The sequence below is a fragment of the Accumulibacter sp. genome (assembly GCF_036625275.1).
In the GTDB taxonomy this organism is placed as follows: domain Bacteria; phylum Pseudomonadota; class Gammaproteobacteria; order Burkholderiales; family Rhodocyclaceae; genus Accumulibacter.
Genome location: NZ_JAZKUD010000039.1, coordinates 1 through 26,381 on the forward strand (window position 1 = coordinate 1; position 26,381 = coordinate 26,381).

Genomic DNA, 26,381 nt, shown 5'->3' on the forward strand with positions numbered 1-26,381 from the left:
CGTAGAAAGCGACATAGCCGAGATCGAGCAGGCCGGCCAGACCGACGACGACGTTCAGGCCCCAGCCGAGCATCACGTAGATCAGCACCGTGGTCGCGGTATCGACGACGTAGCGGTTCTCGGAAAAGACGATCGGCAGCAGCAGCGAGACGCCGAGTGCGATCCAGCCGATCCAGGTCAGCAGCGGGCTGCTCGCCAGGCTGTGCTTGCTGACCGCCGTTGCCGCTTGCGCGCGCGCCTGCCGGCGTGCCCGCAGGTGGTCGAGGGTATAGCGCAGCAGCAGGCGACCGGCGAAGCAAACGGCGACGAATGAGAAGAGCGCCGGCCAGCGGGTGGTGATGCGCAGCGCGCCGCCCTGGTCGACGGTGCTCAGGCCGATCATCGGGATGCCGAGCAGCAGGGCGATCAGGGCCAGCGCTGCGGCGTCCTTGAGGCGCTCGGCCGGGGTGACGCCCGGATGGGCGAGAACGAGTGTCGCCATCAGACTTTCTCCACTTCAGGACGACCGAGCAGGCCGGAAGGGCGGAACATCAGCACCAGGATGAGGATGCTGAAAGTGGCCACGTCCTTGTACTCGGCCGACAGGTAAGCGGCCCAGAACGCTTCGATGAGGCCGATCAGGAGGCCGCCGAGCATCGCTCCCGGCAGCGATCCGATGCCGCCGAGGACGGCGGCGGTAAAGGCCTTGATGCCGGCGACGAAACCGATGAAGAAATCGACGACGCCGTAATAGACCGTGACCATCACGCCGGCGACGGCGGCGAGCGCCGCGCCGAGCATGAAGGTCAGCGAGATGGTGCGGTCGACGTTGATCCCGAGCAGCGCGGTCATCAATCGGTCCTGCTCGCACGAGCGTTCCTGGCGGCCGAAAGACGTGCGGGTGATCAGCCAGGTGAAGCCGGCCATCAGTGCGACGGTGACGAAAACGATCAGGATCTGCGAGTAGGCGAGGCGGACGGTGAAGCCGTCGACGGTCAGCAGATCGATGCCGCCGACGAGAACCGGCGCGATCGGCTTGACGCGCGCGCCTTGCGTCAGTTGCACCAGGTTCTGCAGGAAGATCGACATGCCGATCGCCGAAATCAGCGGTGCCAGTCGCGTCGAACCGCGCAGCGGCCGGTAGGCGATGCGTTCGACCGTCCAGCCATAGACCGAGGTGAACAATACGGCGACCAGCAGCACCAGCAGCAGCGAGAGCGGAATCGAACTGATCCCGAAGCCGGCCAGCAGGGTGAACACCGTGACCGCGATGAAGGCGCTGACCATGTAGATGTCGCCATGTGCGAAATTGATCATCCCGATGATGCCGTAGACCATCGTGTAGCCGATGGCGATCAGGCCATAGACGGCCCCCAGGGTCAGCCCGTTGATCAGTTGCTGAAGTGCTAGAGCCATGGTTCTCCTCCTTGTTGCAGCAGCGAAACGCAGGACTCACCCGTGTGGGCAGGATGACCGACCGGTGCCGCGTCAAGCGTTCTCTCAGAATTTCGTTGGCGCCGGAATGCCGAGGTCACGGCAAATTTTGACCGCCAGGTGGTTGCTGATCTCGTTGTACCTGGGATGACTACCACCCTCTCGCAGCAACCCGCAACCATGGGCCGCAAGACGGGCAAGCAGATCGCACCCCGCTTCATAACGCAATCGGCAACTCTTCAAACCTGTTACCGGCGGCATCAAGAGCCTTTGCCCGATTGAAGTCAAGGGCTTCAATCAGGGTTTCGCGTAGTGACCGCAGGAGGGCTTCTCGTGAAGCTTCCTGACAATTGACGCCGGGTACTTCTTCGATCCAGCCAATCCACCATTCAGCATCCTGCTTGATCACCGCTGTCCAGGTTTGATTCATGCTTCTTTCTCCCTTACTGCGAGTCGTCTCCGGCATCGAGCGCCATCAGCCCGGCATTGCCGCCGGCGGCGGTGGTGTCGACCGACAGCGTGCGCTCGCTGGCGAAACGGTACAGATAGTGCGGCCCGCCGGCTTTCGGACCGGTGCCCGAGAGGCCTTCACCGCCGAAAGGCTGCACGCCGACGACGGCGCCGATGAGGTTGCGGTTGACATAGGTGTTGCCGACATGCAGACGCTTGATGATGTGTTGGATGGTTTCGTCGATGCGGCTGTGGATGCCCAGCGTCAGTCCGTAGCCGGTATGGGCGATGGCCGCGCAGACCTGATCGAGGTCTTCGGCACGCCAGCGCACGACATGCAGGATCGGCCCGAAGACTTCCCGTTCGAGGCGGGCAATGCTGTCGATCTCGTAGGCACGCGGGGCGAAGAAGGTGCCGTGCCGGGTGGCTTCCTCGTCGAGCGGGCAGGTGAAGATCGGCGTCGCAAAACTGTCGAGCCAGCGTGCGTGTGCCACCAGGGCCGCACGTGCCGCTTCGTCGATGACCGGGCCGACATCGGTGGCGATGTCGGCCGGGTTGCCGATGCACAACTCCTGCATGGCGCCGGCGAGCAATTCGCAGACGCGGTCGGCGATGTCGGTCTGGATGTACAGGACGCGCAGCGCCGAGCAGCGCTGCCCGGCCGAATTGAAAGCCGAAGCGACGACGTCGCGGACGATCTGTTCGGGCAAGGCCGACGAATCGGCGATCAGCGTGTTCTGACCGCCGGTTTCGGCGATCAGCGGTACCAGCGGGCCGTCCTTGCCGGCCAGCGTCTGGGCGATCAGACGCGCGACCTCGGTCGACCCGGTAAAAGCGACGCCGGCGCATGCGCGGGCGGCGACCAGCGCGGCGCCGATGCGTCCGTCACCGGGCAGGAAGTTGAGCGCGCCGGCCGGGATGCCGGCGATATGCAGCAGTTCGACGGCCAGTGCGGCGACCAGCGGCGTCTGCTCGGCCGGTTTGGCGACCACCGTGTTGCCAGCGGCCAGCGCGGCAGCGATCTGGCCGACGAAAATCGCCAGCGGGAAATTCCACGGGCTGATGCAGACGAAGACGCCACGGCCGTGCAAGGAGAGGCTGTTCTGCTCGCCCGTCGGGCCGGGCAGCAGGATCGGCCCGGAAAACTTCTCGCGGGCCTGTGCCGCGTAGTAGCGGCAGAAGTCGATCGCTTCACGCACTTCCGAGACGGCGTCGACCTGCGTGCGGCCGCCTTCGCGAACGATCAGGGCGACCAGTTCCGGCAGGCGTCCCTGCAGCAGGTCGGCGGCGCGGTCGAGGAAGGCCGCGCGCGCGCCGGCGGGCGTGCCTTCCCAGGCCGGGAAAGCTGCCTGCGCGACAGCCAGGGCTTCACCGACATCGGCGACGCTGGCCTCGGTCACGCGCCCGACGCCGTCGCGCTGGTCGGCCGGCGAATGCACGACCTGGCTGTCGCCGCTGCGCTGCCGGCCATCGATCAGCGGCGCGGCGGCGTAGCTGACGCGCAGGCTCTGTTCGATGCTGCTGCGCAGGTCTTCGAGAGTGGCTTTGTCGTTCATGTCCAGTCCTTCACTATTGATACGTTCAGCGCCGAAGAGGTCGCGCGGCAAGGGAATCCGTGTCTGGCGCTTGACGGTCAGGGCGGCGGTCTTGTCAACGGGGTCCTTGAGCAGCGCGTCGATCGGCAGGCTGGCGTCGGCGATGCGGTTCACGAACGACGAGTTGGCGCCATTCTCGAGCAGACGGCGCACCAGGTATGCCAGCAGGTCCTCGTGGCTGCCGACCGGAGCATAGACGCGACAGGCGCGCCCCAGCTTGCTCTCGCCGACGATCTGGTCGTAGAGTTCTTCGCCCATGCCGTGCAGGCGCTGGTATTCCCATTCGTCGCTGCCACCGGCGCTGATCGCAATCTCGGCGACGGCCGCCAGGGTGTGTGCGTTGTGCGTGGCGAAGGCCGGGTAGAAGGCCTGCGGGTGGGCGAACAAGCGCCGGGCACAGGCCAGATACGAGAGGTCGCTCGACGCCTTGCGGGTGAACACCGGGTAATCACGCAAGCCACGCTCCTGCGCGAGCTTGATCTCGGCGTCCCAGTAAGCGCCCTTGCACAGGCGAACCATCAGACGCCGATCGGCACGGTAGGCGAGGTCGGTGAGCCAGTCGATGAGCGGCAGGGCACGCTTCTGGTAGGCCTGGACGGCCAGCCCAAGGCCGTTCCAGCCGGCCAGTTCGGCGTCGGTGGCGAGTGCTTCGATCAGGTCGAGCGACATTTCCAGCCGATCGACTTCCTCGGCGTCGATGGTGAAGCCGATGTTGCGCGCCTTGGCACGGAGCGCGAGTTCCTTGACGACCGGCCACAATTCGTGGCGAACGCGATCCTCGTTGGCGACTTCGTAACGCGGATGCAGCGCCGAGAGCTTGATCGAGATCGACGGTGCCTCGTATGCCGGGCGGCCGGCGGCAGCGTCGCCAATCGCCCGGATCGCCGCGCGGTAGGACTCGAAGTAACGCAGCGCGTCGGCGCTGCTGCGCGCCGATTCGCCGAGCATGTCGTAGGAGTGGCGGTAGCCGGCCTTTTCGGCGCTGCGTGCGCGCTCCAGCGCTTCGTGGATGTTGCGGCCCATCACGAACTGCTTGCCGAGAATGCGCATGGCGGTGATCACCGCCTGCCGGATCACCGGCTCGCCGGTGCGTGCGATGAGGCGCTTGAGGGTGCCGCGCAGATTGCGGTCCTCGTTGTCGAGATTGACGATGCGGCCGGTGAGCATCAGCGCCCAGGTGCCGGCATTGACGAAAGTGCTGTGCGAGGTGCCGAGCCGCTTCTCCCACTCGGTACTGCCGATCTTGTCGCGAATCAGGCGGTCGACGGTTGCCGCGTCGGGGATGCGCAGCAGCGCTTCGGCGAGGCACATCAGCACCACGCCTTCGCGCGACGAGAGGTCGTAGGTGGTCAGAAAGGCATCGATGCCGCCGCTTTTGAGGCGACTGTCGCGCACCGTCTGTACCAGTGGCGTGGCGCGTTCACGAATGCCCTGCTGTTCGGAAGGGGTGAAACGCGCCAGCGGGATCAGTTGTTCGATGACCTGGGCTTCATCGATTCGGTGATATTCGCGCAGACGCTGGCGTAGTAGATGGGTCGTGGCGCGCATGCTGCCCTCCAGTCGGTTCGGCGTCGACACCAGGTGTCGCACGGGGTTGTCGGAACGTCCGCCGACGGCGGCGGACGTTTGCCTGTGGCCTGTCGGTGCGGCAGGATTACTTCTTCACGTAGTCGTATTTGCCGTCCTTCCACTGGTAGACGACAAAGGCCGGCGCCGAACTGTTTCCTTTGGCGTCGAACGACAGTTTGCCGATGACCGTGTCGAAGCTGCCGCTGCGCAGCGTTTTTTCGATGTCGGCGTACTTGGTGCTCTTGGCCTTGGTTGCGGCCTGGTCGAAGAGCTGGAAAGCGGCGTAGGCGTAGAGGACGTAGCCTTCCGGTTCGATCTTGGCATCGTGGAACTTCTTGACCACGGCGGCGGCGCTCGGGTTCTTGCGCGCATCCGGGCCGAAGGTAAACAGGACGTTGTTGGCCTCGGGGCCGGCGGCGGTCGCGAGTTCGGTGTTGGACATCGTGTCACCACCCATCACCGTCAGTTTCAGGCCGGCCTGTTGCGCCTGCCGCAGGATCAGCGCCACTTCGGTGTGATAACCGCCGTAGGAGATGACTTCGACGCCGGCGGATTTGAGCTTGCTGACCAGCCCGGAATAGTCCTTTTCACCGGCGGTGATCGATTCACGCAGGGCCGGCTTGACGCCCCTGGCTTCCATGGCCTTGGCGACTTCGTCGGCGAGGCCCTTGCCGTAGGCACTCTTGTCGTCAACCACGGCGATCTTCTTGCCCTTGAATTTCTCGGCCAGGTAGGCTCCAGCCACCTGGCCCTGCTGGTCGTCCCGACCGGCAATGGCGAAAATGTTCTTGAGGCCGCGGTCAGTGACCTTGGGGTTGGTCGACACGGTGACCACCGGGATGTTGGCCTCGACGTACACTTCGGACGCCGGGATCGTCGATGACGAGCACCAGTGGCCGTGCATGAAGATGATCTTCTTGTTCACCATCTGGTTGGCGACGGCGACGGCCTGTTTCGGATCACAGGCGTCGTCGCCGATTTCCAGCTTCAGTTTCTCACCGACGACGCCGCCCTTGGCGTTGATGTCGGTGATCGCCATCTCGGCACCCTTCCGGATCTGGTCACCCGCCGAGGCGTACTGACCGGTCATCGGTCCGGCGATGGCCACCAGGTGATCGGCGTAGACATTGCTGACCGCGAGGGAGAGCAGACTGCAGCCGGCCGCCAGGATCTGTTTGTTCATGGATTTCCTCCTTTGCTACGTTGGTCGATAAGGTAACTGACAAGTGACGCACCCGCATCGAGCACGTGCGCCCGAGTGAGTTCTGCCGCCGCGTCGGGATCCCGGCGGACGAACGCGTCGAGGATTTCGGCGTGTTCGCGCAGGGTGTTGGGCATTCCAGGGGTCATCGACAAGAGCGCGCGCACGTAACGTTCGACCTTGTTGTACAGCGAACGGATTTCGGCGATCAGGATCGGCTTTCCGGCGGCCGTATAGAGCGTCGAATGAAACAGCCAGTTCAGCTCGCCCCAGCGACCGGCATTGCCGGCCTGGTCGAATTCGTCGAGATGCCGGCGTGCCTGTTCGATCGCCTGGTCGCTGATCTGTGGTGCCGAGAGGCGTGCCGCGCGTGCCTCGAGCATCGCCCGGATTTCCATGTATTCGTCGATCTCGGCCGCCGACAGCGAGGCCACCACGGCGCCGCGGTTGCGCAGGAAGGTCACCAGGCCTTTGGCTTCGAGGTGCTTGAGGGCCTCACGAACAGGGATCTTGCTGACGTGAAAATGCGCCGCGATTTCGTCCTGCCGGAGCAACTCGCCGGCTGGCAGCAGGCCGTCGACAATGGCTTTCTTGAGCGTTTGCGCGACGTGATCCGACGCGCTGAGGCGGGGCATCTTCTGGGCGGCGACAAGCTCAAGAAGCGATGGCATGGCTGGCGAGGTGAACTCCAGATATCGTATACGATATAAATTTCCGGCCGCGAACATACAGACACTTTGGGCATCTGGCAAGCTGCAATGCAGCAATCGGGCGCTCTGTCGAGCGCCGGCCGGTTGGCCGAGGAATCGCCAGGTGGCCAGGCGATTTCACTTGGAACGGTCATGGGAGCATGGTAGCCTGCAAATTCCTTTTCCTGGAGTAGAAGATGATGACCATTGGACCTGGTTTCCGTCAATTACGCTTTGTCGCGTCTGCTGCTTGCCTGGCAATGATGATGACTGCTGCTGGTGTCGGTGCAGTCGAGGTGCCACTGGTCGATGGCACGCACTGGATCAAGTCCTCTGAAGACGTCAAGAAGGCTTACCTCGTCGGGTTGGCCAATATGGTGCAGGTCGAAGCCGCGTATAACGCCGACAATCCGCCGGCCGTCGAGAACGGTTTTTCGCCACGCGTCGCCAGAGGGATGAAGAATCAGACGCTGGGCAGTGTCCTGGAAGCGCTGGACCAATGGTACGCGGCGCATCCCGATCGCTTGCTGCGCCCGGTGGTCGAAACCATCTGGTTCGAAATGGTGGTGCCTGCACTACCCAAGACCAAGTAAGGGGGACGAGATGAAAAAAACAGGGTGGGCTCTGGCCCTCGCGATGGCTCTGGCAGCGACGGCTTGCACCAACATGAGCGCACGCGAGCAGGGAACGATCAGTGGTGCAGCGATTGGCGCAGCTGCGGGAGCCGGTATTGCGGCAATCTCCGGGGGCAGCGGCTGGACCGGCGCGGCGATTGGCGGGGTGATCGGTGGAACGGTCGGCAATATCAAAGGCAAGCAGCAGCAGGGTTACTGATGCAGCGCCCGGCAAGCTGTGCCGGGCCGTGGGCTGCACCCCTCGTTGGGCGGAGCCGTCAGCGGCTACCGGGTGATCGCCGTGTTGCGGCCCGAGAACTGGTCGGTCAGGCGTAATGCCGCATCACTGAACTGGCCGAGTGGTTTCTCAGTGCAGTAACGATTCACGTACTGCTCGACCGTGCCGCTGGAGATGGCCGATACCTGCTGGTTCTGGTTGGCGTAGTTGTGGCCGGTGAGAACGCCGCGCACCCAGGCGACGTAGAGCGCGCGTTGCTCGGTATCGTCCTTTGATGCCGACCAGGTCCGGCACGACATGTCGTCGAAGCCGACGATCTTGAGCGGCACGGCAGCATTGGCTGCCGATAGCGCGGCCAATAGTACAGCGGTGGTCTGTGCCCGTTTGAATCGCGACATTTGCTTGTTCCTCGCCGGATGATCATCTCAAGGCCGTAATTCTCGTCGGTATCAGCAGGCTAGTCCATGCCCATGACCCCGCCGCGCATGCCGCTGCCGGTCAGCTCATTTGACCTGGGCGGCGAAGCCTGTATCCACCAGTGGATGAGAAGTCGGCGGCGCCGGTCGACAGCGCCGGGCGCGGGTACAATGGTGGGCTTGAACATATGAGCCTGGAACCATGACCGGACATCTCTACATTGTCACGGCGCCGTCCGGCGCTGGCAAGACGACGCTGGTGCGGTTGTTGCTGGAGAACGATCCAGACATTCGCGTGTCCATTTCTCACAGCACGCGTGCACCCCGATCAGGTGAGCGGGAGGGTGTCGAATACCATTTCGTGAGTGTGCCGGATTTTCTCGAGAAGGTTCGCAATGATGCTTTCCTCGAATGGGCAGAGGTCCATGGCAACTACTATGGCACTTCAAGAAGCGGCATCGAAGCGGCCTTGCTTGCCGGTCAGGACGTGCTCCTCGAGATCGACTGGCAAGGCGCGCAGCAGGTACGGGCACTGTTCCCGGCCGCAATCGGCGTGTTCGTTCTGCCCCCATCACTTGACGAACTTGAACGCCGGCTTTGCGCGCGCGCCACGGATAGCGCTGAAACGATCGCTCGCCGCGTCGCTGCGGCTCGCGAAGAGATGCGGCATGTGGCGGAATTCGACTATGTTATTATCAATGACGAATTGCAGCGTGCGCTGCACGACCTGTTGGCGGTGGTCCGCGCAACCCGGCTGCGTTACGCTGCGCAGCGTCAGCGCCATTCCATCCTGTTCGCAACAATGCTCTGATTACCCTGGGAGATTTGCATGGCACGAGTAACCGTAGACGACTGTTTGCAGCGTATTCCGAACCGTTTTCAGATGACTCTGGCGGCCACCTATCGTGCCCGTCAGATCACGGCCGGCGCGTCCCCGCTGATCGACGCCGGTCGGGACAAGCCGACGGTGATCGCGCTGCGTGAAATCGCCGTCGGCAGGGTCGGCCTGGAAGTCCTCAACCGCGGTCAGGCCTGACCTCAATCCCGCGGTGGCGCAGGACGAGATCATGGATCCCGTGATTGCTGCCAGCTTGTCCGCTGAACCGCCGGCGGCTGGCCCGATCCCTGATTTGATTCTTCCCGAGGACGATCCGGCTTTCCAGGTTTTCATCGATAGCCTGAGCTATCTTCCCCCGGAAGAGATCGAGCGCGTGCGCGAGGCGTATCTGTTCAGCGAGCAGGCGCATCGTGGGCAGAAGCGCCTGTCGGGTGAACCCTACATCACGCATCCCCTGGCTGTGGCCGGCGCCATCGCCGAATGGCAAATGGATGTCGAGGGCGTGGTGGCGGCGCTCCTGCATGACGTGATGGAGGATACGTCGGTTGGCAAGAGCGAAATTGCCGACCGTTTCGGCAAACCCGTTGCTGATCTCGTCGATGGCCTGTCGAAGCTCGACAAGATCGAGTTTCAGTCTCAGGAAGAAGCGCAGGCGGAGAATTTTCGCAAGATGCTGATGGCCATGGCGCGCGATCTGCGGGTGGTACTGATCAAGCTCGCCGATCGCCACCACAATCTGCAGACGATGGCCGCGGTGCGTGCCGATAAACGCCGCCGCATCGCTCGCGAGACGCTCGAGATTTACGCGCCGATTGCCAACCGGCTGGGCCTCAACAAACTCTTTCGCGAGTTGCAGGATCTCTCTTTCGAGCTCATTTACCCGATGCGTGCGCGGGTACTGGCGCGTGCGCTCAAGGCGGCGCGCGGTAACCGGCGTGAGCTGTTGTCGCGGATTCTCGAAGGCATCACCGGCAAGCTGCGCGAAGCCGGCGTGCAGGCGCAGGTCTTTGGTCGCGAGAAGAGCCTGTATTCAATCTATCGCAAGATGCTCGACAAGCACTTGTCATTCTCGCAGGTGCTCGATGTCTACGGTTTCCGGGTTTTGGTACATGATGTGCCGACCGCTTACCTCGCCCTCGGTGCGCTGCACGGGTTGTTCAAGCCGGTTCCTGGAAAGTTCAAGGACTACATCGCCATTCCCAAGCCCAACGGCTACCAGTCATTGCATACCACTCTGATCGGGCCGCACGGCACGCCGTTCGAACTGCAGATTCGTACCGAAGCGATGGAGAACGTGGCGCAGGAAGGCATTGCTTCGCACTGGCTGTACAAGGACAGCGAGGACTTCGGTGCCGATCTGCAACAGAAAACGACCACCTGGTTTCACTCGCTGCTCGACCTGCAGAGCGCAACCGGCGATTCCTCGGAGTTCTTCGAGCATGTCAAGGTCGATCTGTTTCCGCATGAAATCTATGTGTTTACGCCCAAAGGCAAGATCATTGCCTTGCCACGTGGTGCGACGGCGGTTGACCTGGCGTACGCGATACACACCGATATCGGCAATCATTGTGTCGCCGCGCAGATCAATTTCAAGCCGCTGCCGCTGATCACCGAACTGACCAACGGTGACCGCGTCGAGATCGTCACCGCTGCCGACGCCCATCCGGATATGGCCTGGCTGACGACGGTCAAGACCGGCAGGGCGCGCAGCAAGATCCGCCATTACCTGAAGAGCGTCCATCATGACGAGTCGACGGCGCTCGGCGAAAAGATGCTCGACCAGGAGTTGCGGGCGTTGGGCGTGGTCGCTTCGGAACTGCCGGTTTCGAGCTGGAAGAACGTGCTGCGCGATTCAGGAAACAAATTGATCAAGGAGGTGTACACCGACATCGGTCTTGGTTTTCGCCTCGCCGGTGTCGTCGCTCGCCGCCTGCTGGCGCGCGAGGAAACACCACAGCCGGCTGAACGGGCGCCCGTTTCGCTGGTGATTCGCGGTACCGAAGGCATGGCTGTTCAGTTCGCGCCCTGCTGCCAACCGATTCCCGGCGACCCGATCATCGGCTCGATCTGGAAAGGCAAGGGTCTGGTGATCCATACGCATGATTGCCCCGCCATTCGCAAGGCGCGTACCGCCAAACCGATGAAATGGATCGACGTCGAGTGGGAGCCGGAGCCCGGCAAACTGTTCAGTGTGCGCCTGCTGATCGTGGTGCAGAATACGTTGGGCGCACTGGGGCGGATCGCCACCGAGATTTCGACCTCCGGCATCAATATCGAGCATGTCAACATGGAAGAGAAGCGCCCCGGACTGTACACGACGCTACGTTTTACGGTGCAGGTGGCCAGTCGCACTTCTCTGGCGCGCCTGATGCGCAGTCTGCGGCGTATTCCCGAGGTGGTGCGCATCACCCGTGATCAGGGGTTGACTGCTTGAAGGTGGTCGTCCTGGGGGCCGGTGTCGTGGGGGTCGCCAGCGCCTGGTATCTGGCCAAGGCAGGGCACCAGGTGACGGTGCTTGATCGTCAGACCGCTGCCGGACTGGAAACCAGTTTCGCCAACGGTGGCCAGATTTCGGTTTCGCACGCCGAACCATGGTCGAACCCGCGTGCTCCGTTGCGTGCTCTGGCCTGGATGCGGCGCGAGGATGCGCCGCTGCTCTTTCGTCTGCGCTGGGACGCCACTCTGCTTGACTGGAGCCTGCGCTTTCTGCGCGAATGCACGGTGCGGCGAACGCGTGACAACATTCGCCAGATCGTCACCCTGGCGCTTTACAGTCGTCGTCAGTTGCAGGCACTGCGCGCTGAAACCATGCTCGCCTACGATCATCTCGAACGCGGCATCCTGCACATCTACACCGACCGCCGCGAGTACGCGACTGCCATCGAAGCTGCCGCGCTGATGCGTGAGTTTGGCTGTGAGCGACACCCCGTGAATGTCGACGAGTGCATCGCCATCGAGCCGGCGTTGGCATCGGCCAGGCAGCGACTGGTCGGCGGCGACTATACGGCCGCCGATGAATCCGGCGATGCCCACCGCTTCACGCAACAGCTTGCGGCGCTTTGTACGGCACGCGGCGTCGTTTTTCGTTACGGTGTTGCGGTTGACCGGCTGAGTATGGTGGCCGGTCGGGTGGCTGGCGTAATCGCTGCCGGCGAGTTGCACCAGGCCGATGCCTATGTCGCTGCGCTCGGCAGCTATACCCCTTTGTTGCTGCGTCCCCTCGGCCTGCGTCTGCCGGTGTACCCGGCGAAAGGCTATTCGGCCACCTTGCCCCTGTCCGCGGATAGCATCGCACCGAGTGTCAGCCTCACCGACGACGGTTACAAGATCGTTTTTTCGCGCCTTGGTCAACGCCTGCGCATTGCCGGTACGGCTGAATTCAATGGCTATGATACCGATCTCAATGCGGTGCGCTGCCGGGCCCTGATCGAGCGGGCCAGCGAGCTTTTCCCGGCTTTGCGACCGGCCGACGAAGCCCGGTTCTGGTGTGGTCTGCGTCCGGCGACGCCGTCCAACGTGCCGCTGATCGGTCGCTCGGCGATTCCCAATCTGTATCTCAATACCGGCCATGGTACGCTCGGCTGGACGATGGCTTGTGGCTCCGGTGCCGCACTGGCGGATATCATCAGCGGCCGTCCGCCTGAGCCAGGCTTTCGGTTCCTCTGATTTACTTCCGTTGACTCCTGGCAATGCTGATCGACACTCATTGCCATCTTGCAGCGATTGAATTCGCAGCCGACCGGGACGCGCTAGTGGCGGCGGCCCGGCTGGCCGGGGTGTCGTCGATTGTCGTGCCGGCGGTCGACCTGACGAGCTTTGCCGAGGTGCACGGCTGTTGCACGCGTTATGCCGGATGTGCCCCGGCCTACGGCATTCACCCGCTTTATGTGCAGCACGCTGGCAACGACGATCTGGCGATCCTGCGTAACTGGCTGGCACGCGCTTCTGACGGGCCGCAACGGCCGCTGGCACTAGGTGAAATTGGCCTCGATTTCTTCGTTGCCGATCGGCAGGTCGAGCGGCAGGAGTCATTTTTTGTCGAACAACTGAAAATTGCCCGCGATCTGGAGTTGCCGGTGCTCCTGCATGTCCGCCGGGCGGTCGATCAGGTACTCAAGAATCTACGCCGGATCAGGGTGAACGGCGGCATCGCGCACGCCTTCAACGGCAGTCGACAACAGGCGGAAGAATTCATCAGACTGGGCTTCAAACTGGGCTTTGGGGGTGCCCTGACCTACCCTGGCTCGACGCGTATCCGCCGGTTGGCCGCTACGCTGCCATTGGATGCGATCGTGCTCGAAACCGATGCACCGGACATGCCTCCGGCCTGGTTGGCTGGTGGCCGCAACACGCCCGAACAGTTGTCGCGGATCAACGCAATGCTAGCGGAGTTGCGCGGTGTCGACGCGAGCGAACTGGCGAAGGCGACGGCGTTCAACGCGCTGGAGGTGCTGCCTCGGTTGCACTCGGCTGACTGATCGGGTAGGGTACGGCCTGAGGGCGTTGGGTTGCATACTTTCCGCGCGGCTGGGCGGCGGATCACCGAATCAGCAGAGCATGACACAGGAACTTATCTGCTTATCCGCCGGGGGGCAGGACCAATGCAGACACTCTGCTCAGACTGACCAATCTCGAAAGACATTTTCCGGACATAGACGTTCGTACTCTCACTATCCCTATGAAAAATAACTTCAACGCACCCGTTTCCAGCTGCGTGGCGGTCAAGAAGGTTCTGCCTGCCATCCCTCAGTACTTGCAATCCCACTATTGGTGGGCTTATGTTCATCCGCGTGCAGTGCATGTCTTCGAGCGGCAATGGCTGGTCAATCTGATTCTCTGGGGTAACTACAAGCGTCTCTGCAATGCGGTGCTGCATGATTACGGCCACCAGCTCCCAGGCCGCACCTTGCAGATCGCCTGTGCCTACGGCGATCTGACGCCGCGACTGGCGGCCTGCGTGACGCCGGGGGGGGCGCTGGAAATTGCTGACATTCTGCCAATCCAGCTGGAGAATCTCGCCGGCAAGCTGGGTCCGCAAGCGCCGATCAAGTTGCATTGCATGGATTCGGCGGCGCTCGGTTTTGCCGACGCGAGCTTTGACCGGGCCCTGCTGTTTTTCCTGCTGCATGAACAGCCGCAGGCCGTGCGCGAAAGAACGCTGGCCGAGGCGCTGCGGGTCGTCCGTCCCGGCGGGACACTGACCATCGTAGACTACGCGCCGCCGAGCCGCTTCAATCCGTTGCGCTACTTCTGGAAGCCGGTTCTCGACCGGCTGGAGCCCTTTGCTCGCGATCTCTTCAGTGAGGAAGTCACGGCCTGGTTGCCGAAAGATGGGAGCTTCGTTCCACTTGGCAAACAACGCTTCTTTGGTGGGATGTATCAGATGTTGACGCTCAAGGTTGCTGAAGCAGGTAAAAATCAGCGAGCCGGTGAGTAGCTGATTCGTTGGCCCTGCCGGAGCTTTTCCGACGGGGCTTTTGAAATATGGGTCGTCGCCGGCGATGCCCGGCGCGAGAAAGGAAAAAGCGTGGAGATATACAAGGCGGACGTGGTGATCGTCGGGGGTGGCGGGGCAGGTCTGCGGGCAGCGATTGCCGTCGCGGAGTCTGATCCCGCACTGAGGATCGCACTGGTCTCGAAGGTCTATCCGATGCGTAGTCATACCGTCGCCGCCGAGGGCGGTTCGGCGGGGGTGAAGTTGTCGACCGATAGCCTCGAGTATCATTTCAACGATACGGTGGGTGGTGGCGACTGGTTGTGCGAGCAGGATGTGGTCGAGTATTTCGTGGCACACTGTGCCGAGGAACTGACCCAGCTCGAGCACTGGGGGTGCCCATGGAGCCGTACCCCGGACGGGCATGTCAACGTGCGGGCTTTCGGCGGCATGAAGATCGAGCGAACCTGGTTCGCCGCCGACAAGACAGGCTTTCACATGCTGCACACCCTCTTTCAGACCTCGATCAAGTATCCGTCGATCAAGCGCTTCGACGAACATTTTTGCGTTGATCTGGTGGTCGAGGACGGCCGCGTCCAGGGGGTCGTCGCGATCGAGATCGGTTCGGGAGAGTTCACGCTGGTCGAAGCCCGTTCGGTCGTGATCGCCACCGGTGGTGCCGGCCGCGTGTTCCGCGAGAACACCAACGGCGGCGTCGTCACCGGCGATGGCATGGCGCTTGCCTACCGCCACGGCGTGCCGCTGCGCGACATGGAATTCGTCCAGTATCATCCGACCTGCATGCCCGGGACCGGTCTGCTGTTTACCGAAGCGTGTCGGGGCGAAGGAGGCTTCCTGGTGAACAAGGATGGCTATCGCTACCTGCAGGATTATGGTCTTGGCCCGGCCGAACCTTCGCCGCGCAACAAGGCGATGGAACTCGGGCCACGCGATCGCCTCAGCCAGGCCTTCTGGTACGAGCAGCAAAAGGGTCGTACCATCGAGGGGCCGCACGGTTCGGTCGTGCATCTGGACCTGCGCCATCTCGGCGAAGCCAAGTTGCGCGAGCGACTGCCGCAGATCTACGAACTGGCCGAACAGTTTCTTGGCGTCGATCCGGCGCGGGCTCCGATCCCGGTGCGGCCGGCGGTACATTACACGATGGGCGGAATCCTCGTCGACGGTCTCTGCGCGTCGCCGCTACCCGGTCTTTATGCGGCCGGCGAATGTTCCAGCGTCGGCATCCATGGTGCCAACCGGCTGGGATCGAATTCCCTCTCCGAGCTCTGCGTGTTTGGCAAGGTGGCGGGTGTCGAAGCGGCTCGCTTTGCCAGATCGGTGGTGCCTGGCAATTCAGCCAGGCTGCAGAAGCAGGCACAGGCCGTCGAGCAACGGGTTCTTGGACTGAAGCTGAAAACCGGCGGCAATGAACGCATTGCCATCTTGCGCAAGGAAATGGCCCAGACCATGGAGGAGGGCTGCGGCATCTATCGTCTGGCGGAAACCATGCAAAAGACCTGCGACAAACTCGACGAGCTCAAGGCGCGCTTCAAGAAGGTCAATGTCGAGGACAAGTCGAGTGTCTGGAATACCGAGTGGTTGCTGGCCATCGAACTCGAGTACCAGCTCGATGTTGCCCAGACAATGGCCTACTCGGCGCTGCATCGGCGCGAGTCGCGGGGGGCACACCAGCGCCTCGACGGCTTCGAGCAGCGCGATGATGTCAACTTCCTGAAGCACTCACAGGCGCACTATGTCGCTGACGGAGCTCCGCGCATCGATTACGGCCCTGTCAAGATTACCAAGTCGCAGCCTGGCACGCGCGCCTATGGCGCTGCCGGCGAGAAGGCGGAGCAGGAAAGGAAGGCTTCCCATGGCTGAAAAGACGATCGAAATCGAAGTTCTGCGCTATCACCCCGAAAAGGACAAGGAACCGCATCGGCAGGTGTTCGAGGTTCCGTTTACCGACGATATGTCGGTTCTGCAAGGCGTGCAGTACATCAAGGACTACCTCGATGGTTCGCTGAGTTTTCGCTGGTCATGCCGGATGGCGATCTGTGGCAGCTGTGGCATGATGATCAACGGCGAACCGAGCCTGTCGTGCCAGACTTTTCTGCGCGACTTCTATCCGGCGCGGGTGCGTGTTGAAGCCCTGGCGCACTTCCCGATCGAGCGCGACCTGGTGATCAGCATGGATGGCTTCATCGAGAAGCTGGAAAGCATTCAGCCCTACATCATTCCAAAGGAGCCACGCAAGCTGGCTCAGGGCGAGTATCTGCAGACACCGGAACAACTGCATGCCTACGAGCAGTTCAGTTCGTGCATCAACTGTCTGTTATGCTACGCCGCCTGCCCGCAGTTCGGTCTGAACCCGAGCTTCATCGGGCCGGCAGCGACGGCTTTGCTGCATCGTTACAACGTCGATTCTCGCGATGGCGGCAAGGCCGAGCGTATGGAGCTCATCAATTCCGAAGAAGGGGTATTCAACTGCACGGCGGTGGGTTACTGCTCCGAGGTGTGTCCGAAGCATGTCGACCCGGCCAACGCCGTCAACCAGAACAAGACCAACAGTGCAGCCGATTATTTCCTGCGTTTCATTACCCCGAAGGGAGGTGCCAAGTGAACAAGCGTCGTCCCTATGTGCGCTCGATGGATGGCTGGTGGCGGAGGAATCCGTACTTCGTCGAGTACATGATTCACGAGGGAACAGCCCTCTTCGTCGCTGCCTATGCCGGGATTCTGCTCAACGGGCTGCTGCACCTGTCGCAGGGTGAAGCCGCCTGGAATGCCTGGCTGGCGGCCCTGAAGAGCCCGTTTTACATCGGTTTTCACGTCCTCGCACTGATTGCGCTGACTTATCACACTTACACCTGGTTCAAGATCATGCCGCGGACGATGCCGCCAGTGGTGGTCGGAGGCCAACGGCTTTCAGCCTGCGTCATTACCGGCAGCGGGTTGGCGGTCGCTAGCGCTGCCTGTCTCGGTCTGCTCGCTCTGGTATGGGGGATGGCACGATGAAACCAACGCTGAAACGTTCTAACGCCCCGATCTTCTGGGCGCTGTTCGGCGCCGGTGGCATGCTTTCGGCGCTGCTGGGTCCGATGCTGGTATTCATCACCGGTCTCGCCGTGCCGCTCGCCTGGCTGCTGCCACCGGATACCATGAGCTACCCGCGCATGCTTGCTTTCGCCCAGAATATCATCGGTAAGGGCTTCATCTTTGCGATCATTGCGCTATTCCTGTGGCACGCCGCGCACCGGATCTATCACAGCCTGCACGATGTCGGTATCCACGCCGGTACCGGTGCCAAACTGATCTGCTACGGGCTGGCGATGCTGGGAACCTTGCTCGCTGCGTTCGCGTTGCTGCGGATTGGCTTTTAAGTCCTGCCAGGGAGGGCTTGGTCGTTGCGGAAGTCTTTTCGGTTCGGCGACCCGCGGCAGCGCGCAACAAGCTCGCTGCCGCGCGCACTTCGTTCTAGGCCATGCCGCTTAGTCGGGCCTTGCGCTCGCGTTCGATGCGGTTGATATAGCGTTGCAGCATGTTCATTCTGGCACCGGGCAAGGCAATGAACTCGCAGCCGATACGAACGTAGTGGGACCCTCCTTTGGTCGTCGAGTCCAGTTTGTTGCGTACGCACAGAGTGGCAACCAGCAGACCCTCGTCAGGCAGACTGACCTTGCAATCGCTGATGATGGTGCCGCGCTGCAGCAGGGCAGCCAGACCTGGCGGCGCCATCAGCCCGACCCCGCCACCACTGATATCCAGCAATGGTGCCTCGAGCAGGCAGGCGCTGCCATCTTCGCGCCGGATTGTGGCGGTGCATTTGACCGGTTTGGTGATCGGCGTCGAGAGGCGGAAGCACTCGCGACGCTGTAGTCTCAACAGTTTGTCGGGTAGCACAGCGCTGAAAGCAGGCAGCCCGGCGTGCTGCGTCTCCGAGAGTTTACCCAGGGTGAACTGCACCTTCACTTTGTCGACCGCAGCGGTCAGCAGCAGTTTTTCGGTCAGCAAAGCCAGGCGGTTGGTCTCGCCCTCTCGGCCGTAGTCGAGAACCAGTTTGCCAGCGGCCGTATCCACGGCCAGCACCGCGGTTAGCAGGAAGGACCGGTTTTTGTTGAAGTAGGCGCTGATCAGAGCCCGTTTCTGCATCAGGGCGCGAAGGATCGCGGCAATCTCGACTTTGGAATACAACAGGTATTGACCGTATTCTTTAGGTTGTTCGATTTCGAATTGCAGCGGCGCCTGTTGTGCGTGAACATCCGTATTTTCCATTGTCCTTCCCGGAATCGGCTGGAGCGGGCAGTTTAAAGCAAAACCGCAAGCGAGGTAATGAACGACGCAGACGACGGCGGGCTCATGGCTTCAATGTCGCTTCAGCGGCGGCCGAGAGGCGTGGCGGTGGTGACGCTGCCTGGCCATTTTCCAGCCGGTAGAGCCACGCCAGCAGTTCGGCCACTGCCAGATAGAGCTGTGGTGGGATGTGCTGGTCGAGATCGACCTGCATCAGTAGCGACACCAGTTCGGCTGATTCATGCACATAAACGCCGTGCTCACGCGCCCGCGCGATGATCTGCTCGGCTACCAGCCCCCGTCCTCTGGCCACCACGCGAGGGGCAGTATCGGTCTGGCTGTAGGCGAGAGCAACGGCGTTCTTTTGCGGGTTGACGGGTATTTTGGGCATGTCCCTCCCTAGATTGCTTTTGCCGAATAAGCGCTTGACAAAAATAACGTCACGTGTATTATTCGCCACATCTTATCCAAAGGCAAACGGGGAGAAATCTCCGGACGCAAAGCCGAGGGCCCTAACCTGATCGTCAGGAAGGGTGGCCGGGTTGCATAGATTCAGCGATTTCTGCTGTTCAATTTCTGCTTGCCCTCGACCTTGCCGCCTTCTTAAATGAAGGGCTGGTTACGTGGCACTCGCATCCTGGACACAGCAGCAAATTCTCGCGCAGCTTGATTCCGGTTCTCATTGGTCCGGGAGCACGATCACCTACGCTTTCCCGACCTCGTCGAGCGGCCTCTACGGTAGTCAGGAGCTGGCCGGATTCCAGGGCTTGAATTCCGTCCAGCAGGCCGCCGCCACACTTGCGCTGCAGACTTGGGATGATCTCGTCACCCCGGATCTCGCCAAGGTCACGTCCGGTTCGTCCAATATCGAATTCGGGACTTCGTCCACCGGCGTTGAATACGCCCATGCCTACTTCCCGACGACTGGCAGCGTGTGGTTCAGTCGTGCTTATTCCGACCTGATGAACCCCCAGGTGGGCGCGCATTCGTTTCTGTCCTACGTGCATGAGATCGGCCATGCTTTCGGGCTGGATCACATGGGTGACTACAATGGTGGGGGTTCCTGGACACCCTCGAGCTACCAGGACAGTGGTGTCTATTCGGTGATGTCCTACTTTGGTCCCAATTGGGGTTCGGGCTCGTCCAGTGGGGTGGGCCTGGTGGCCTGGGCCGACTGGGTCGGTGCTGACGGGAAGCTGTATTCGCCGCAGACGCCGATGCTCAATGACATCATGGCTATACAGAGCATGTACGGTGCCGAAACCACGACCCGCACAGAGGATACCACCTACGGATTTGGCAGCAGCGATTTCGGTACCCTGTCCGCAATCTACAATTTCTCGGTCAACCTTCATCCGATCCTGACGATTTACGATTCCGCTGGAACCGATACACTCAACCTGAGCGGATGGTCAACGCCGAGCCTGATCGATCTCACGCCTGGCGCCTATTCCTCATGCAACAGCATGACCTACAACATCGCCATTGCGTATACCTGCAATATCGAAAATGCGATTGGTGGCACCGGTGCCGATACGATCACCGGCAATTCCCTGAATAATTATCTCGACGGTGGTTCCGGAACCGATTCTTTGACTGGAGGGGCGGGCGACGATACGCTCGTGGCGGGAGCCGGAAACGATACCCTCGACGGTGGGGCGGGCAATGATACGGTGGTGTTTGCCGGTACTTTTTCGGAGTATACGTTCTCTTATACCATCAATCAGGGCTTCACCTTTGCGAGTGGCGGCTCCGGTTCCGACTTGATTAAAAATGTCGAAACTTTCGTCTTCTCGAATGTGACCAAGTCTGCCAGCGAGTTGTCGGCAGATGCGTCATCTGACCCAGATCCTGTCTCCGTGCAGGTATCGATCGTCGCTGGCGCAGCTTCGATTGTCGAAGGCAACAGCGGCTCCACGGCCTACGTGTTCAATGTCAGCCTCAGCAAAGCGAGCGAGACCACGCAAACCGTGGACTGGAGGCTGGACGGCTCCGGTGCATCCCCGGCCACTTCTTCCGATTTTACCGGCGCCACTTCCGGTGTCGTCACCTTTCAGCCTGGCGAAACGACGAAGACGATCCAGGTGATGGTCGTCGGGGACACGGTCGTCGAGTCTGACGAGGGTTTTACCCTCAGCCTGAGCAACCCTTCATCAGGGCTGGCAGTGGGGACGGCAAGCGCTGCGGGCACGATCCGCAACGATGACGTCACTGCCGTTCCGGATGACTATCCCATGACGACAAATACGCGCGGAGCGATTACCGTCGGCGGGGCGGCCGTGTCCGGCGTCATTGGGCAGGCATCCGACGGCGACCTGTTCAAGGTCACCCTGAAGGCCAACAACAGCTATATCTTCAAACTGGCCCGGGTCAGCGGGAGTCTCGATCCCTACCTTGAACTGTATTCCTCCAAATTGGCAGTCATTACGCAGAATGATAATGCCAGCCTGTCCACCACCGATTCACAGATCATTTATACGCCGACCGTCGGCGGAACCTATTACCTGGCCGCCAAGGATCGTGCCCAGTCCACCGGTAGTTACCTGATCAGCGCGGTTCCCTGTTCCGGGCTGACGCTTGAGGGCGATGATACGGTCAATGTCCTGACCGGCACGGCCGGCAATGATTCCTTGTATGGTCTTGGCGGCAACGATACGCTGGAGGCCGGAATAGGCAACGACTTGCTTGACGGTGGCGCCGGCACGGACCAGCTCGCCGGCGGAAAGGGCGACGACATCTACCTGGTGGATAACGTCTCCGATGTCGTTATCGAAAGCAGCGCCGCGGATGGCAAGGATCTGGTCAAGGCATCGGTATCCTGGACACTGGGAGCCCATGTCGAAAAGCTCGAACTGACCGGGACGGCCCATCTCATGGGAACGGGCAATACGCTCGCCAACATCATCACCGGCAACAGTGGTGATAACGTCCTGAATGGTCTGGGCGGGGTTGACAGCCTGAATGGCGGTGAGGGTTCGGACCTTTACCTGTTCGAACTGGCTGCCCATCATTCGTCGGCCGAGATCGCCGATGCCGGCAGCACCGGGGTGGATGAAGTGCGTTTCACGGCCACCAGTGCCGGCACCCTGAAGCTGTATGCCGGCGACACGGGTATCGAGCGGGTGGTGATTGGTACGGGTACCGACGCGGTGGCAAACAGTGCGGGTACGGTCGCACTCAATGTCGATGCGTCGCCGTTGGGCAACGCCATCACCATGGTCGGTAATGCCGGTGTGAACATCCTGACCGGAACGGCTTTTGCTGACCAGATGAATGGCGGTAGCGGCAATGATCTCCTGAATGGCCAGGCCGGTATCGACCTGATGGATGGTGGGGAGGGTTCCGATATCTACCTGATCGCGCTCGCCACCGTCCATACGGCAGCCGAGATTGCGGATACGGGGAACTCCGGTGTTGACGAAGTGCGTTTCGCAGCCACCACCGCCAGTACCCTGACCCTGTTTGCGGGCGATACGGGCATCGAGCGGGTGGTCCTTGGCACGGGCACCGGCGCGGTGGCCACGAGCACGGGTTCAGTGGCACTCAATGCCGATGCGTCAGCATTGGTCAACGCCATCACCCTGATTGGCAATGCCGGTGCCAACGTCCTGACGGGAACGGCATTTGCTGACCGGATCGAAGGCAGCGGCGGTGCCGACCAGCTTCTCGGTGGCAGCGGCAACGACACGCTGTTCGGCGGACTGGGTAACGATACCCTTACCGGCGGCGAGGGCGAAGATCATTTCGTGCTCAACACGGCAGCAAACGCTGCCAACAATCGGGATGTCCTCGTCGATTTCGAGTCAGGAACCGACCATATCGAACTCAGCTTGCTGGTGTTCAAGGGACTGGGAAAGACGATCGGCGCTTTGGGCGAAGCGCAGTTCTGGGCGGCTACCGATGCGGTCAAGGGGCACGATGCGGATGACCGGGTGATCTATAACACGAGCACGGGCTCCCTGTACTACGATGCCGATGGCAGCGGCAAGGGCGCAGCGGTGGAAATTGCGGTGTTGGGTCTTGCGACTCACCCCACGCTCGATCATGGCGACTTTCTTCTGATCTGAACGGGGGGGCTCATGCGCAGGGTTTGCGAGGATGGACTCTCCCGGCATACCCCTTACGGTTCACGAACCGACTCATCGAGGGCCTTGATCAGCGGCCAGAGCAGATAGGAAATCACCGAGCGCTTGCCCACCGTGATCTCGGCGCTGATGGTCATGCCGGGAAGCAGGCGAGCGTGTTTCGGAAGCCGGTTGAGCTGGGTCGTGGTCAAGCGGATACGGCCCAGGTAGTAGGCCTCGCTGCCACCAACCGCGACGTTCTCGCGACGGAAGGCGTCTTCACTGATCGTGCGCAGTTCGCCATCCAGGGCACCGTGCAACTGGAAGGGATAGGCATCGACCTTCATGTGCACCCGGTCGCCGAGTTTGACATAACCCACATCCGCGGATTCGATCTGGACCTCGGCCTCCAGGCTTTCTCCCAGGGGAACCAGGGTGAACAAGGTTTCGGCGGCCCTGGCGACGGAACCGGCGGACAGTTTGGCAATCTCCAGCACCACGGCGTCGGAGGGTGCGGTCAGGACGACCAGCTGGTGACGTTTGTCGGCCTTCTGCAACTGCTCGTTGACCGAATCCCGCTCACGGGAGAGGGCGAGAAGTTCCTCCATGATTTTTTGTCGCCAGCCGGTCTGGAAGGACAGACGTTCGGCTTCCAGCCCAGTCCGTTCCTTCTGGAGTTCCTGCTCCCGACTGCGGGCCATCTGGGCGCCTCGCTCGGCTTCGAGCAGGCGATCCTGAGCCTCCAGCAGGCGGGCGCGCACCGCATATTGCTGGGCCACCAGGGGTTCGAGCATGGTGACCATTTCCCGGAGTACCTGGACGCGGGAGTTCATCGCGGTCTGGTCGCGGCGGTTGGTTTCCAGGGAGGCCCGGATGCGGGCGATATTTTCATCCAGCCGTCGCATCTGGGCGAGATAGCTGGCCTGTCTTTCGTCAGCAAGGCGGCCCTGGATTTTCTTGTCATCACTGGCCGTGGCATCAGTGGTGACGGTTTTGCCCGACAGTTCCGCTTCCAGTCTGGCTCGTTCGTTATCGAGGCTGCCCAGGCGGGTTCTCAGCTGGGTTTCATCCGCCTCGGTAAAGGTCGGGTCGAGGGTGGCGAGCTGCTCCCCCTTTTTCACGATCTGTCCGGGCTTGACATTGATCTGCTGGATGATGGCGGTGTCCAGCGGTTGCAGCACGATATTCGGCAGCGGGGTGATCAACTTTCCCCGCGCGGTGATCACCAGGTCGATGTCCGAGAAGGTCGCCAGCAGGAGAAAAACAAGGAGTGCCAGAGCGAGGAGGTGCAGGGTGAAACTGGCCAAACGGGGCAGTGGCCGCCGCTCGATTTCGTCCGCATCGGGCAGGAAATCCAGGGCCGGCTGATCAGGCGTTTGCCGGGACCACAGCCGGCGGATCAAAGATGGCCTGTCTGTTGGTTCCATAGATGCTGGTAGGTCTCACAGCGGGAGAGCAGTTGGGTGTGCGTGCCCCAGTCCGACAAGCGGCCATTCTGCATGACCAGAATCACATCGGCGTTGATCAGGGTGGACAATCGGTGGGAGATCATGATCACCGTCCTGCCCACGGCGATCCGGGACAGATTGCGGATGAAGATCGCTTCACTTTCCGGGTCGAGGGCGCTGGCGGCTTCGTCGAGAATCAGGACGTTGGGCCTGGCCAGCAGGGAACGGGCGATCGAAAGGCGCTGCTTCTGCCCGCCACTCAGATTCGATGCGTTCTCCTCCAGCAGCGTGTCGTATCCTTGCGGCATTCGTTCGATGAATTCGTCGGCCCCGGCCGCCTGGGCGGCGGCGACGATTTCCTCGATGCTGGCATCGGGCTTGGTGATGGTGAGATTGTCGCGAATGCTGCCGCGGAAAAGAAAATTCTCCTGCAGGACTACCCCGATCTGGCGGCGGAGATGAGACAGGTCGATTTCCCGGGCATCGATGCCGTCAAAGCGGACGAGGCCTTCCTGCACCGGGTAAAGGCCCTGGATCAGCTTGGTCAGGGTGGTTTTTCCTGAACCACTGCGTCCCACGACACCAACGACGGCGCCCGCCGGAATCGTGAAGCTGGTCCGGTCCAGTGCATTGACACTGGCGCCAGGGTAGCGGAAGGTGACCTCCTCGAAGCTGATCTGTCCTTTCAGCAGGGGGCGCAGGCCGCCGGCGCCGATCCGACCTTCCGGTGGCCGGTTCATGATTTCCGCCAGCATGCGCACGGAAACGGCCGTCTGCTGATATTCGTTGATCAGGCTCACGATCTGGATCAAGGGGTTGATCACTCGTCCCGACAGCATCTGAAAGGCAATCAGCACCCCGACGCTCATGGTCTGATCGAAAATGCTCTGGGCACCGATGAAGACGATGACCACCGGCATCAGCTTGCCTAGGAATTCGGTGGCCAGGTTGCCGGAAATCGCCAGTTTGCCGACTTCGAAATGGGCGTTGATGGCTTCCGCCGACAACTGGTCCCAGGCCTTGCGCTGCACCGGTTCGATGGCCAGGGCCTTGACCGTTCGCATGCCGTGGATGGTCTCCACCAGCAGCGCCTGGCGGACGCCCTCGGCACTGTTGAGCCGGTCCAGACGTTTGCGGAAAGTGGGTAGCAAAATGGTGATGATCAGGGCAATGATGAGAGCGAATCCCAGCACGATCAGCGCCAGCTTGAACGAGTAGGTGAACAGCAGCGGCAGGAAGATCACCAGGGCCAGGGCATCCATGCCGGCAAACAGCAAGCGGCCGGTGAGGAAATGGCGGATGCCTTCCAGTTGCTGCATCTGGCGGGTGACCACACCGGCGGTGGAGAGCTCGAAAAAGTCGATCGACAGGGAGAGCAGGTGGCCGAAAGCCCGGCGGGTGACGTGCATGTCGATCTTGTTGGTTGCCGCCAACAGCAGTATCTGGCGCAGGTAGCCGAAGGCCGCATCGAACAGCATGGCGATAATGACCCCGACGGTGAGCACCATCAGGGTCGATGCATTCTGGTGTACCAGCACCTTGTCGATCACCACCTGGAAAAACAGGGGGGAGGCCAGGGCCAGGACGTTCATCGCCATGCCGGCGATGAACACGTCCCGGAAGGCGGTGCGCTGCTTCAGGATCTCTGGGATGAACCAGCGCAGGCCGAAAGGCTGCTGCGTATCGAAGAGCGAATGGGCCCTTTTGAGCAGGATGACATTGCCGCCCCAGATCGCGCAGAACTCGTCTTCGGAATAAAAGGTGATCGCCACCGCAACAGAACAGGGATCGACGACCGCCACCTGTTTGCGCTCTTCCTCTTGCCGAATCCCGACGACGATCACGCCGGCACCGTTGTTGAGGCGGGCCAGCACGGGGAACACCCCTTGCTGGGCGACGAGTTGGCCCCAGGTCAGCCTGTCCGCCTTTGCCTTCATGCCGATGTCGGCGGCCATCCGCAACACCAGGGGCGCGGCCGGCTCTTCATCCGCCAGGGCGAAATCGTGGATCAGGCGTTCAGGGTTGATCCTGATCCCCTGATTCTGGGCGATCGCAGCGAGGCACTGGACAACGCTGTGCGAGAATTTTTGAGTCATTGCTAGGAGCTTGCCGATGTGAG

24 protein-coding genes and 1 riboswitch are annotated in these 26,381 nt (G+C 61.6%); of the genes, 13 read left to right on the forward strand and 11 right to left on the reverse strand.

Annotated elements, in window-relative coordinates:
* The 6 genes from V5B39_RS12945 to V5B39_RS12970 all read right to left on the reverse strand — a co-directional run.
* Window positions 1–481: DUF3382 domain-containing protein (locus V5B39_RS12945; protein ID WP_332343308.1), on the reverse strand; the 481-nt coding region annotated here is incomplete at its 3' end.
* A complete protein-coding gene (locus tag V5B39_RS12950; protein WP_332343309.1) occupies window positions 481–1,395 on the reverse strand; it encodes an ABC transporter permease subunit in 915 nt (304 codons plus the stop codon). The genes V5B39_RS12945 and V5B39_RS12950, both read right to left, overlap by 1 nt.
* Window positions 1,396–1,630: 235 nt before the next feature.
* Window positions 1,631–1,843 (reverse strand): type II toxin-antitoxin system HicB family antitoxin, encoded by a 213-nt coding sequence (locus V5B39_RS12955; RefSeq protein WP_332343310.1) that lies wholly within the window; start codon window positions 1,841–1,843, stop codon window positions 1,631–1,633.
* A 13-nt stretch (window positions 1,844–1,856) separates the two neighbouring features.
* Window positions 1,857–5,006: a bifunctional proline dehydrogenase/L-glutamate gamma-semialdehyde dehydrogenase PutA gene (putA, locus tag V5B39_RS12960; RefSeq protein WP_332343311.1), complete on the reverse strand. Its 3,150-nt coding sequence runs from the start codon at window positions 5,004–5,006 to the stop codon at window positions 1,857–1,859.
* A gap of 106 nt (window positions 5,007–5,112) precedes the next feature.
* Window positions 5,113–6,210 carry a branched-chain amino acid ABC transporter substrate-binding protein gene (locus tag V5B39_RS12965; protein ID WP_332343312.1) on the reverse strand — a complete coding sequence of 366 codons (1,098 nt, stop codon included), beginning with the start codon at window positions 6,208–6,210 and terminating at the stop codon, window positions 5,113–5,115.
* Window positions 6,207–6,899, reverse strand: a complete 693-nt coding sequence (locus V5B39_RS12970) for a GntR family transcriptional regulator (protein WP_332343313.1) — start codon at window positions 6,897–6,899, stop codon at window positions 6,207–6,209. Before V5B39_RS12970 ends, V5B39_RS12965 begins: the two co-directional genes overlap by 4 nt.
* Before the next feature lie 215 nt (window positions 6,900–7,114).
* On the opposite strand from V5B39_RS12970, the gene V5B39_RS12975 reads away from it, so the two are divergent.
* Window positions 7,115–7,510: a hypothetical protein gene (locus tag V5B39_RS12975; protein ID WP_332343314.1), complete on the forward strand. Its 396-nt coding sequence runs from the start codon at window positions 7,115–7,117 to the stop codon at window positions 7,508–7,510.
* A gap of 10 nt (window positions 7,511–7,520) precedes the next feature.
* On the forward strand, window positions 7,521–7,751 hold the full coding sequence (locus V5B39_RS12980) for a YMGG-like glycine zipper-containing protein (protein ID WP_332343315.1): 231 nt from the start codon (window positions 7,521–7,523) through the stop codon (window positions 7,749–7,751).
* Window positions 7,752–7,816: 65 nt separating this feature from the next.
* On the opposite strand, the gene V5B39_RS12985 is transcribed toward V5B39_RS12980, so the two are convergent.
* A complete protein-coding gene (locus V5B39_RS12985; protein WP_332343316.1) occupies window positions 7,817–8,167 on the reverse strand; it encodes a hypothetical protein in 351 nt (116 codons plus the stop codon).
* Window positions 8,168–8,387: 220 nt separating this feature from the next.
* Between V5B39_RS12985 and gmk the strand changes: the two genes are divergently transcribed.
* From gmk to frdD, 10 genes are all read left to right on the forward strand, one after another.
* On the forward strand, window positions 8,388–8,996 hold the full coding sequence (gene gmk / locus V5B39_RS12990) for a guanylate kinase (protein WP_332343317.1): 609 nt from the start codon (window positions 8,388–8,390) through the stop codon (window positions 8,994–8,996).
* Window positions 8,997–9,014: 18 nt separating this feature from the next.
* On the forward strand, window positions 9,015–9,221 hold the full coding sequence (gene rpoZ / locus V5B39_RS12995) for a DNA-directed RNA polymerase subunit omega (protein ID WP_332343318.1): 207 nt from the start codon (window positions 9,015–9,017) through the stop codon (window positions 9,219–9,221).
* A gap of 31 nt (window positions 9,222–9,252) precedes the next feature.
* Entirely contained in the window at window positions 9,253–11,457 is a 2,205-nt protein-coding gene (locus V5B39_RS13000) for a RelA/SpoT family protein (protein ID WP_332343319.1), read from the forward strand.
* Window positions 11,454–12,689, forward strand: coding sequence for a D-amino acid dehydrogenase (locus V5B39_RS13005; RefSeq protein ID WP_332343320.1), 1,236 nt, complete (start codon window positions 11,454–11,456; stop codon window positions 12,687–12,689). Before V5B39_RS13000 ends, V5B39_RS13005 begins: the two co-directional genes overlap by 4 nt.
* Window positions 12,690–12,712: 23 nt before the next feature.
* Window positions 12,713–13,501: a TatD family hydrolase gene (locus V5B39_RS13010; RefSeq protein ID WP_332343321.1), complete on the forward strand. Its 789-nt coding sequence runs from the start codon at window positions 12,713–12,715 to the stop codon at window positions 13,499–13,501.
* 275 nt (window positions 13,502–13,776) lie between these two features.
* A complete protein-coding gene (gene rquA / locus V5B39_RS13015) occupies window positions 13,777–14,460 on the forward strand; it encodes a rhodoquinone biosynthesis methyltransferase RquA (RefSeq protein ID WP_332343322.1) in 684 nt (227 codons plus the stop codon).
* Between the two features lie 90 nt (window positions 14,461–14,550).
* Window positions 14,551–16,338, forward strand: coding sequence for a fumarate reductase (quinol) flavoprotein subunit (gene frdA / locus V5B39_RS13020; protein ID WP_332343323.1), 1,788 nt, complete (start codon window positions 14,551–14,553; stop codon window positions 16,336–16,338).
* The gene (locus tag V5B39_RS13025) at window positions 16,331–17,080 is read left to right on the forward strand and encodes a succinate dehydrogenase/fumarate reductase iron-sulfur subunit (protein ID WP_034929085.1); all 750 of its coding nucleotides are present in this window, start codon (window positions 16,331–16,333) and stop codon (window positions 17,078–17,080) included. Before frdA ends, V5B39_RS13025 begins: the two co-directional genes overlap by 8 nt.
* On the forward strand, window positions 17,077–17,475 hold the full coding sequence (locus V5B39_RS13030; RefSeq protein WP_332343324.1) for a fumarate reductase subunit C: 399 nt from the start codon (window positions 17,077–17,079) through the stop codon (window positions 17,473–17,475). Before V5B39_RS13025 ends, V5B39_RS13030 begins: the two co-directional genes overlap by 4 nt.
* Window positions 17,472–17,840 carry a fumarate reductase subunit FrdD gene (gene frdD / locus V5B39_RS13035; protein WP_324577884.1) on the forward strand — a complete coding sequence of 123 codons (369 nt, stop codon included), beginning with the start codon at window positions 17,472–17,474 and terminating at the stop codon, window positions 17,838–17,840. The genes V5B39_RS13030 and frdD overlap by 4 nt, the downstream gene beginning before the upstream one ends.
* Window positions 17,841–17,934: 94 nt before the next feature.
* Here the strand turns inward: frdD and V5B39_RS13040 are convergent, their stop codons facing one another.
* Together V5B39_RS13040 and V5B39_RS13045 are read right to left on the reverse strand one after the other, a co-directional pair.
* On the reverse strand, window positions 17,935–18,732 hold the full coding sequence (locus V5B39_RS13040; protein ID WP_332343325.1) for a flagellar brake protein: 798 nt from the start codon (window positions 18,730–18,732) through the stop codon (window positions 17,935–17,937).
* 82 nt (window positions 18,733–18,814) lie between these two features.
* Window positions 18,815–19,141: an EscU/YscU/HrcU family type III secretion system export apparatus switch protein gene (locus V5B39_RS13045; RefSeq protein ID WP_332343326.1), complete on the reverse strand. Its 327-nt coding sequence runs from the start codon at window positions 19,139–19,141 to the stop codon at window positions 18,815–18,817.
* Between the two features lie 71 nt (window positions 19,142–19,212).
* Window positions 19,213–19,300, forward strand: a riboswitch (cyclic di-GMP riboswitch).
* A 73-nt stretch (window positions 19,301–19,373) separates the two neighbouring features.
* Here V5B39_RS13045 and V5B39_RS13050 point away from each other — a divergent pair.
* Window positions 19,374–22,817: a M10 family metallopeptidase C-terminal domain-containing protein gene (locus tag V5B39_RS13050; protein WP_332343327.1), complete on the forward strand. Its 3,444-nt coding sequence runs from the start codon at window positions 19,374–19,376 to the stop codon at window positions 22,815–22,817.
* A gap of 53 nt (window positions 22,818–22,870) precedes the next feature.
* Here V5B39_RS13050 and V5B39_RS13055 read toward each other — a convergent pair whose 3' ends face one another.
* Together V5B39_RS13055 and V5B39_RS13060 are read right to left on the reverse strand one after the other, a co-directional pair.
* Entirely contained in the window at window positions 22,871–24,241 is a 1,371-nt protein-coding gene (locus V5B39_RS13055; RefSeq protein WP_332343328.1) for an HlyD family type I secretion periplasmic adaptor subunit, read from the reverse strand.
* Window positions 24,214–26,358 carry a peptidase domain-containing ABC transporter gene (locus tag V5B39_RS13060; protein WP_332343329.1) on the reverse strand — a complete coding sequence of 715 codons (2,145 nt, stop codon included), beginning with the start codon at window positions 26,356–26,358 and terminating at the stop codon, window positions 24,214–24,216. The genes V5B39_RS13055 and V5B39_RS13060 overlap by 28 nt, the downstream gene beginning before the upstream one ends.
* Between the last annotated feature and the right edge of the window lie 23 nt (window positions 26,359–26,381).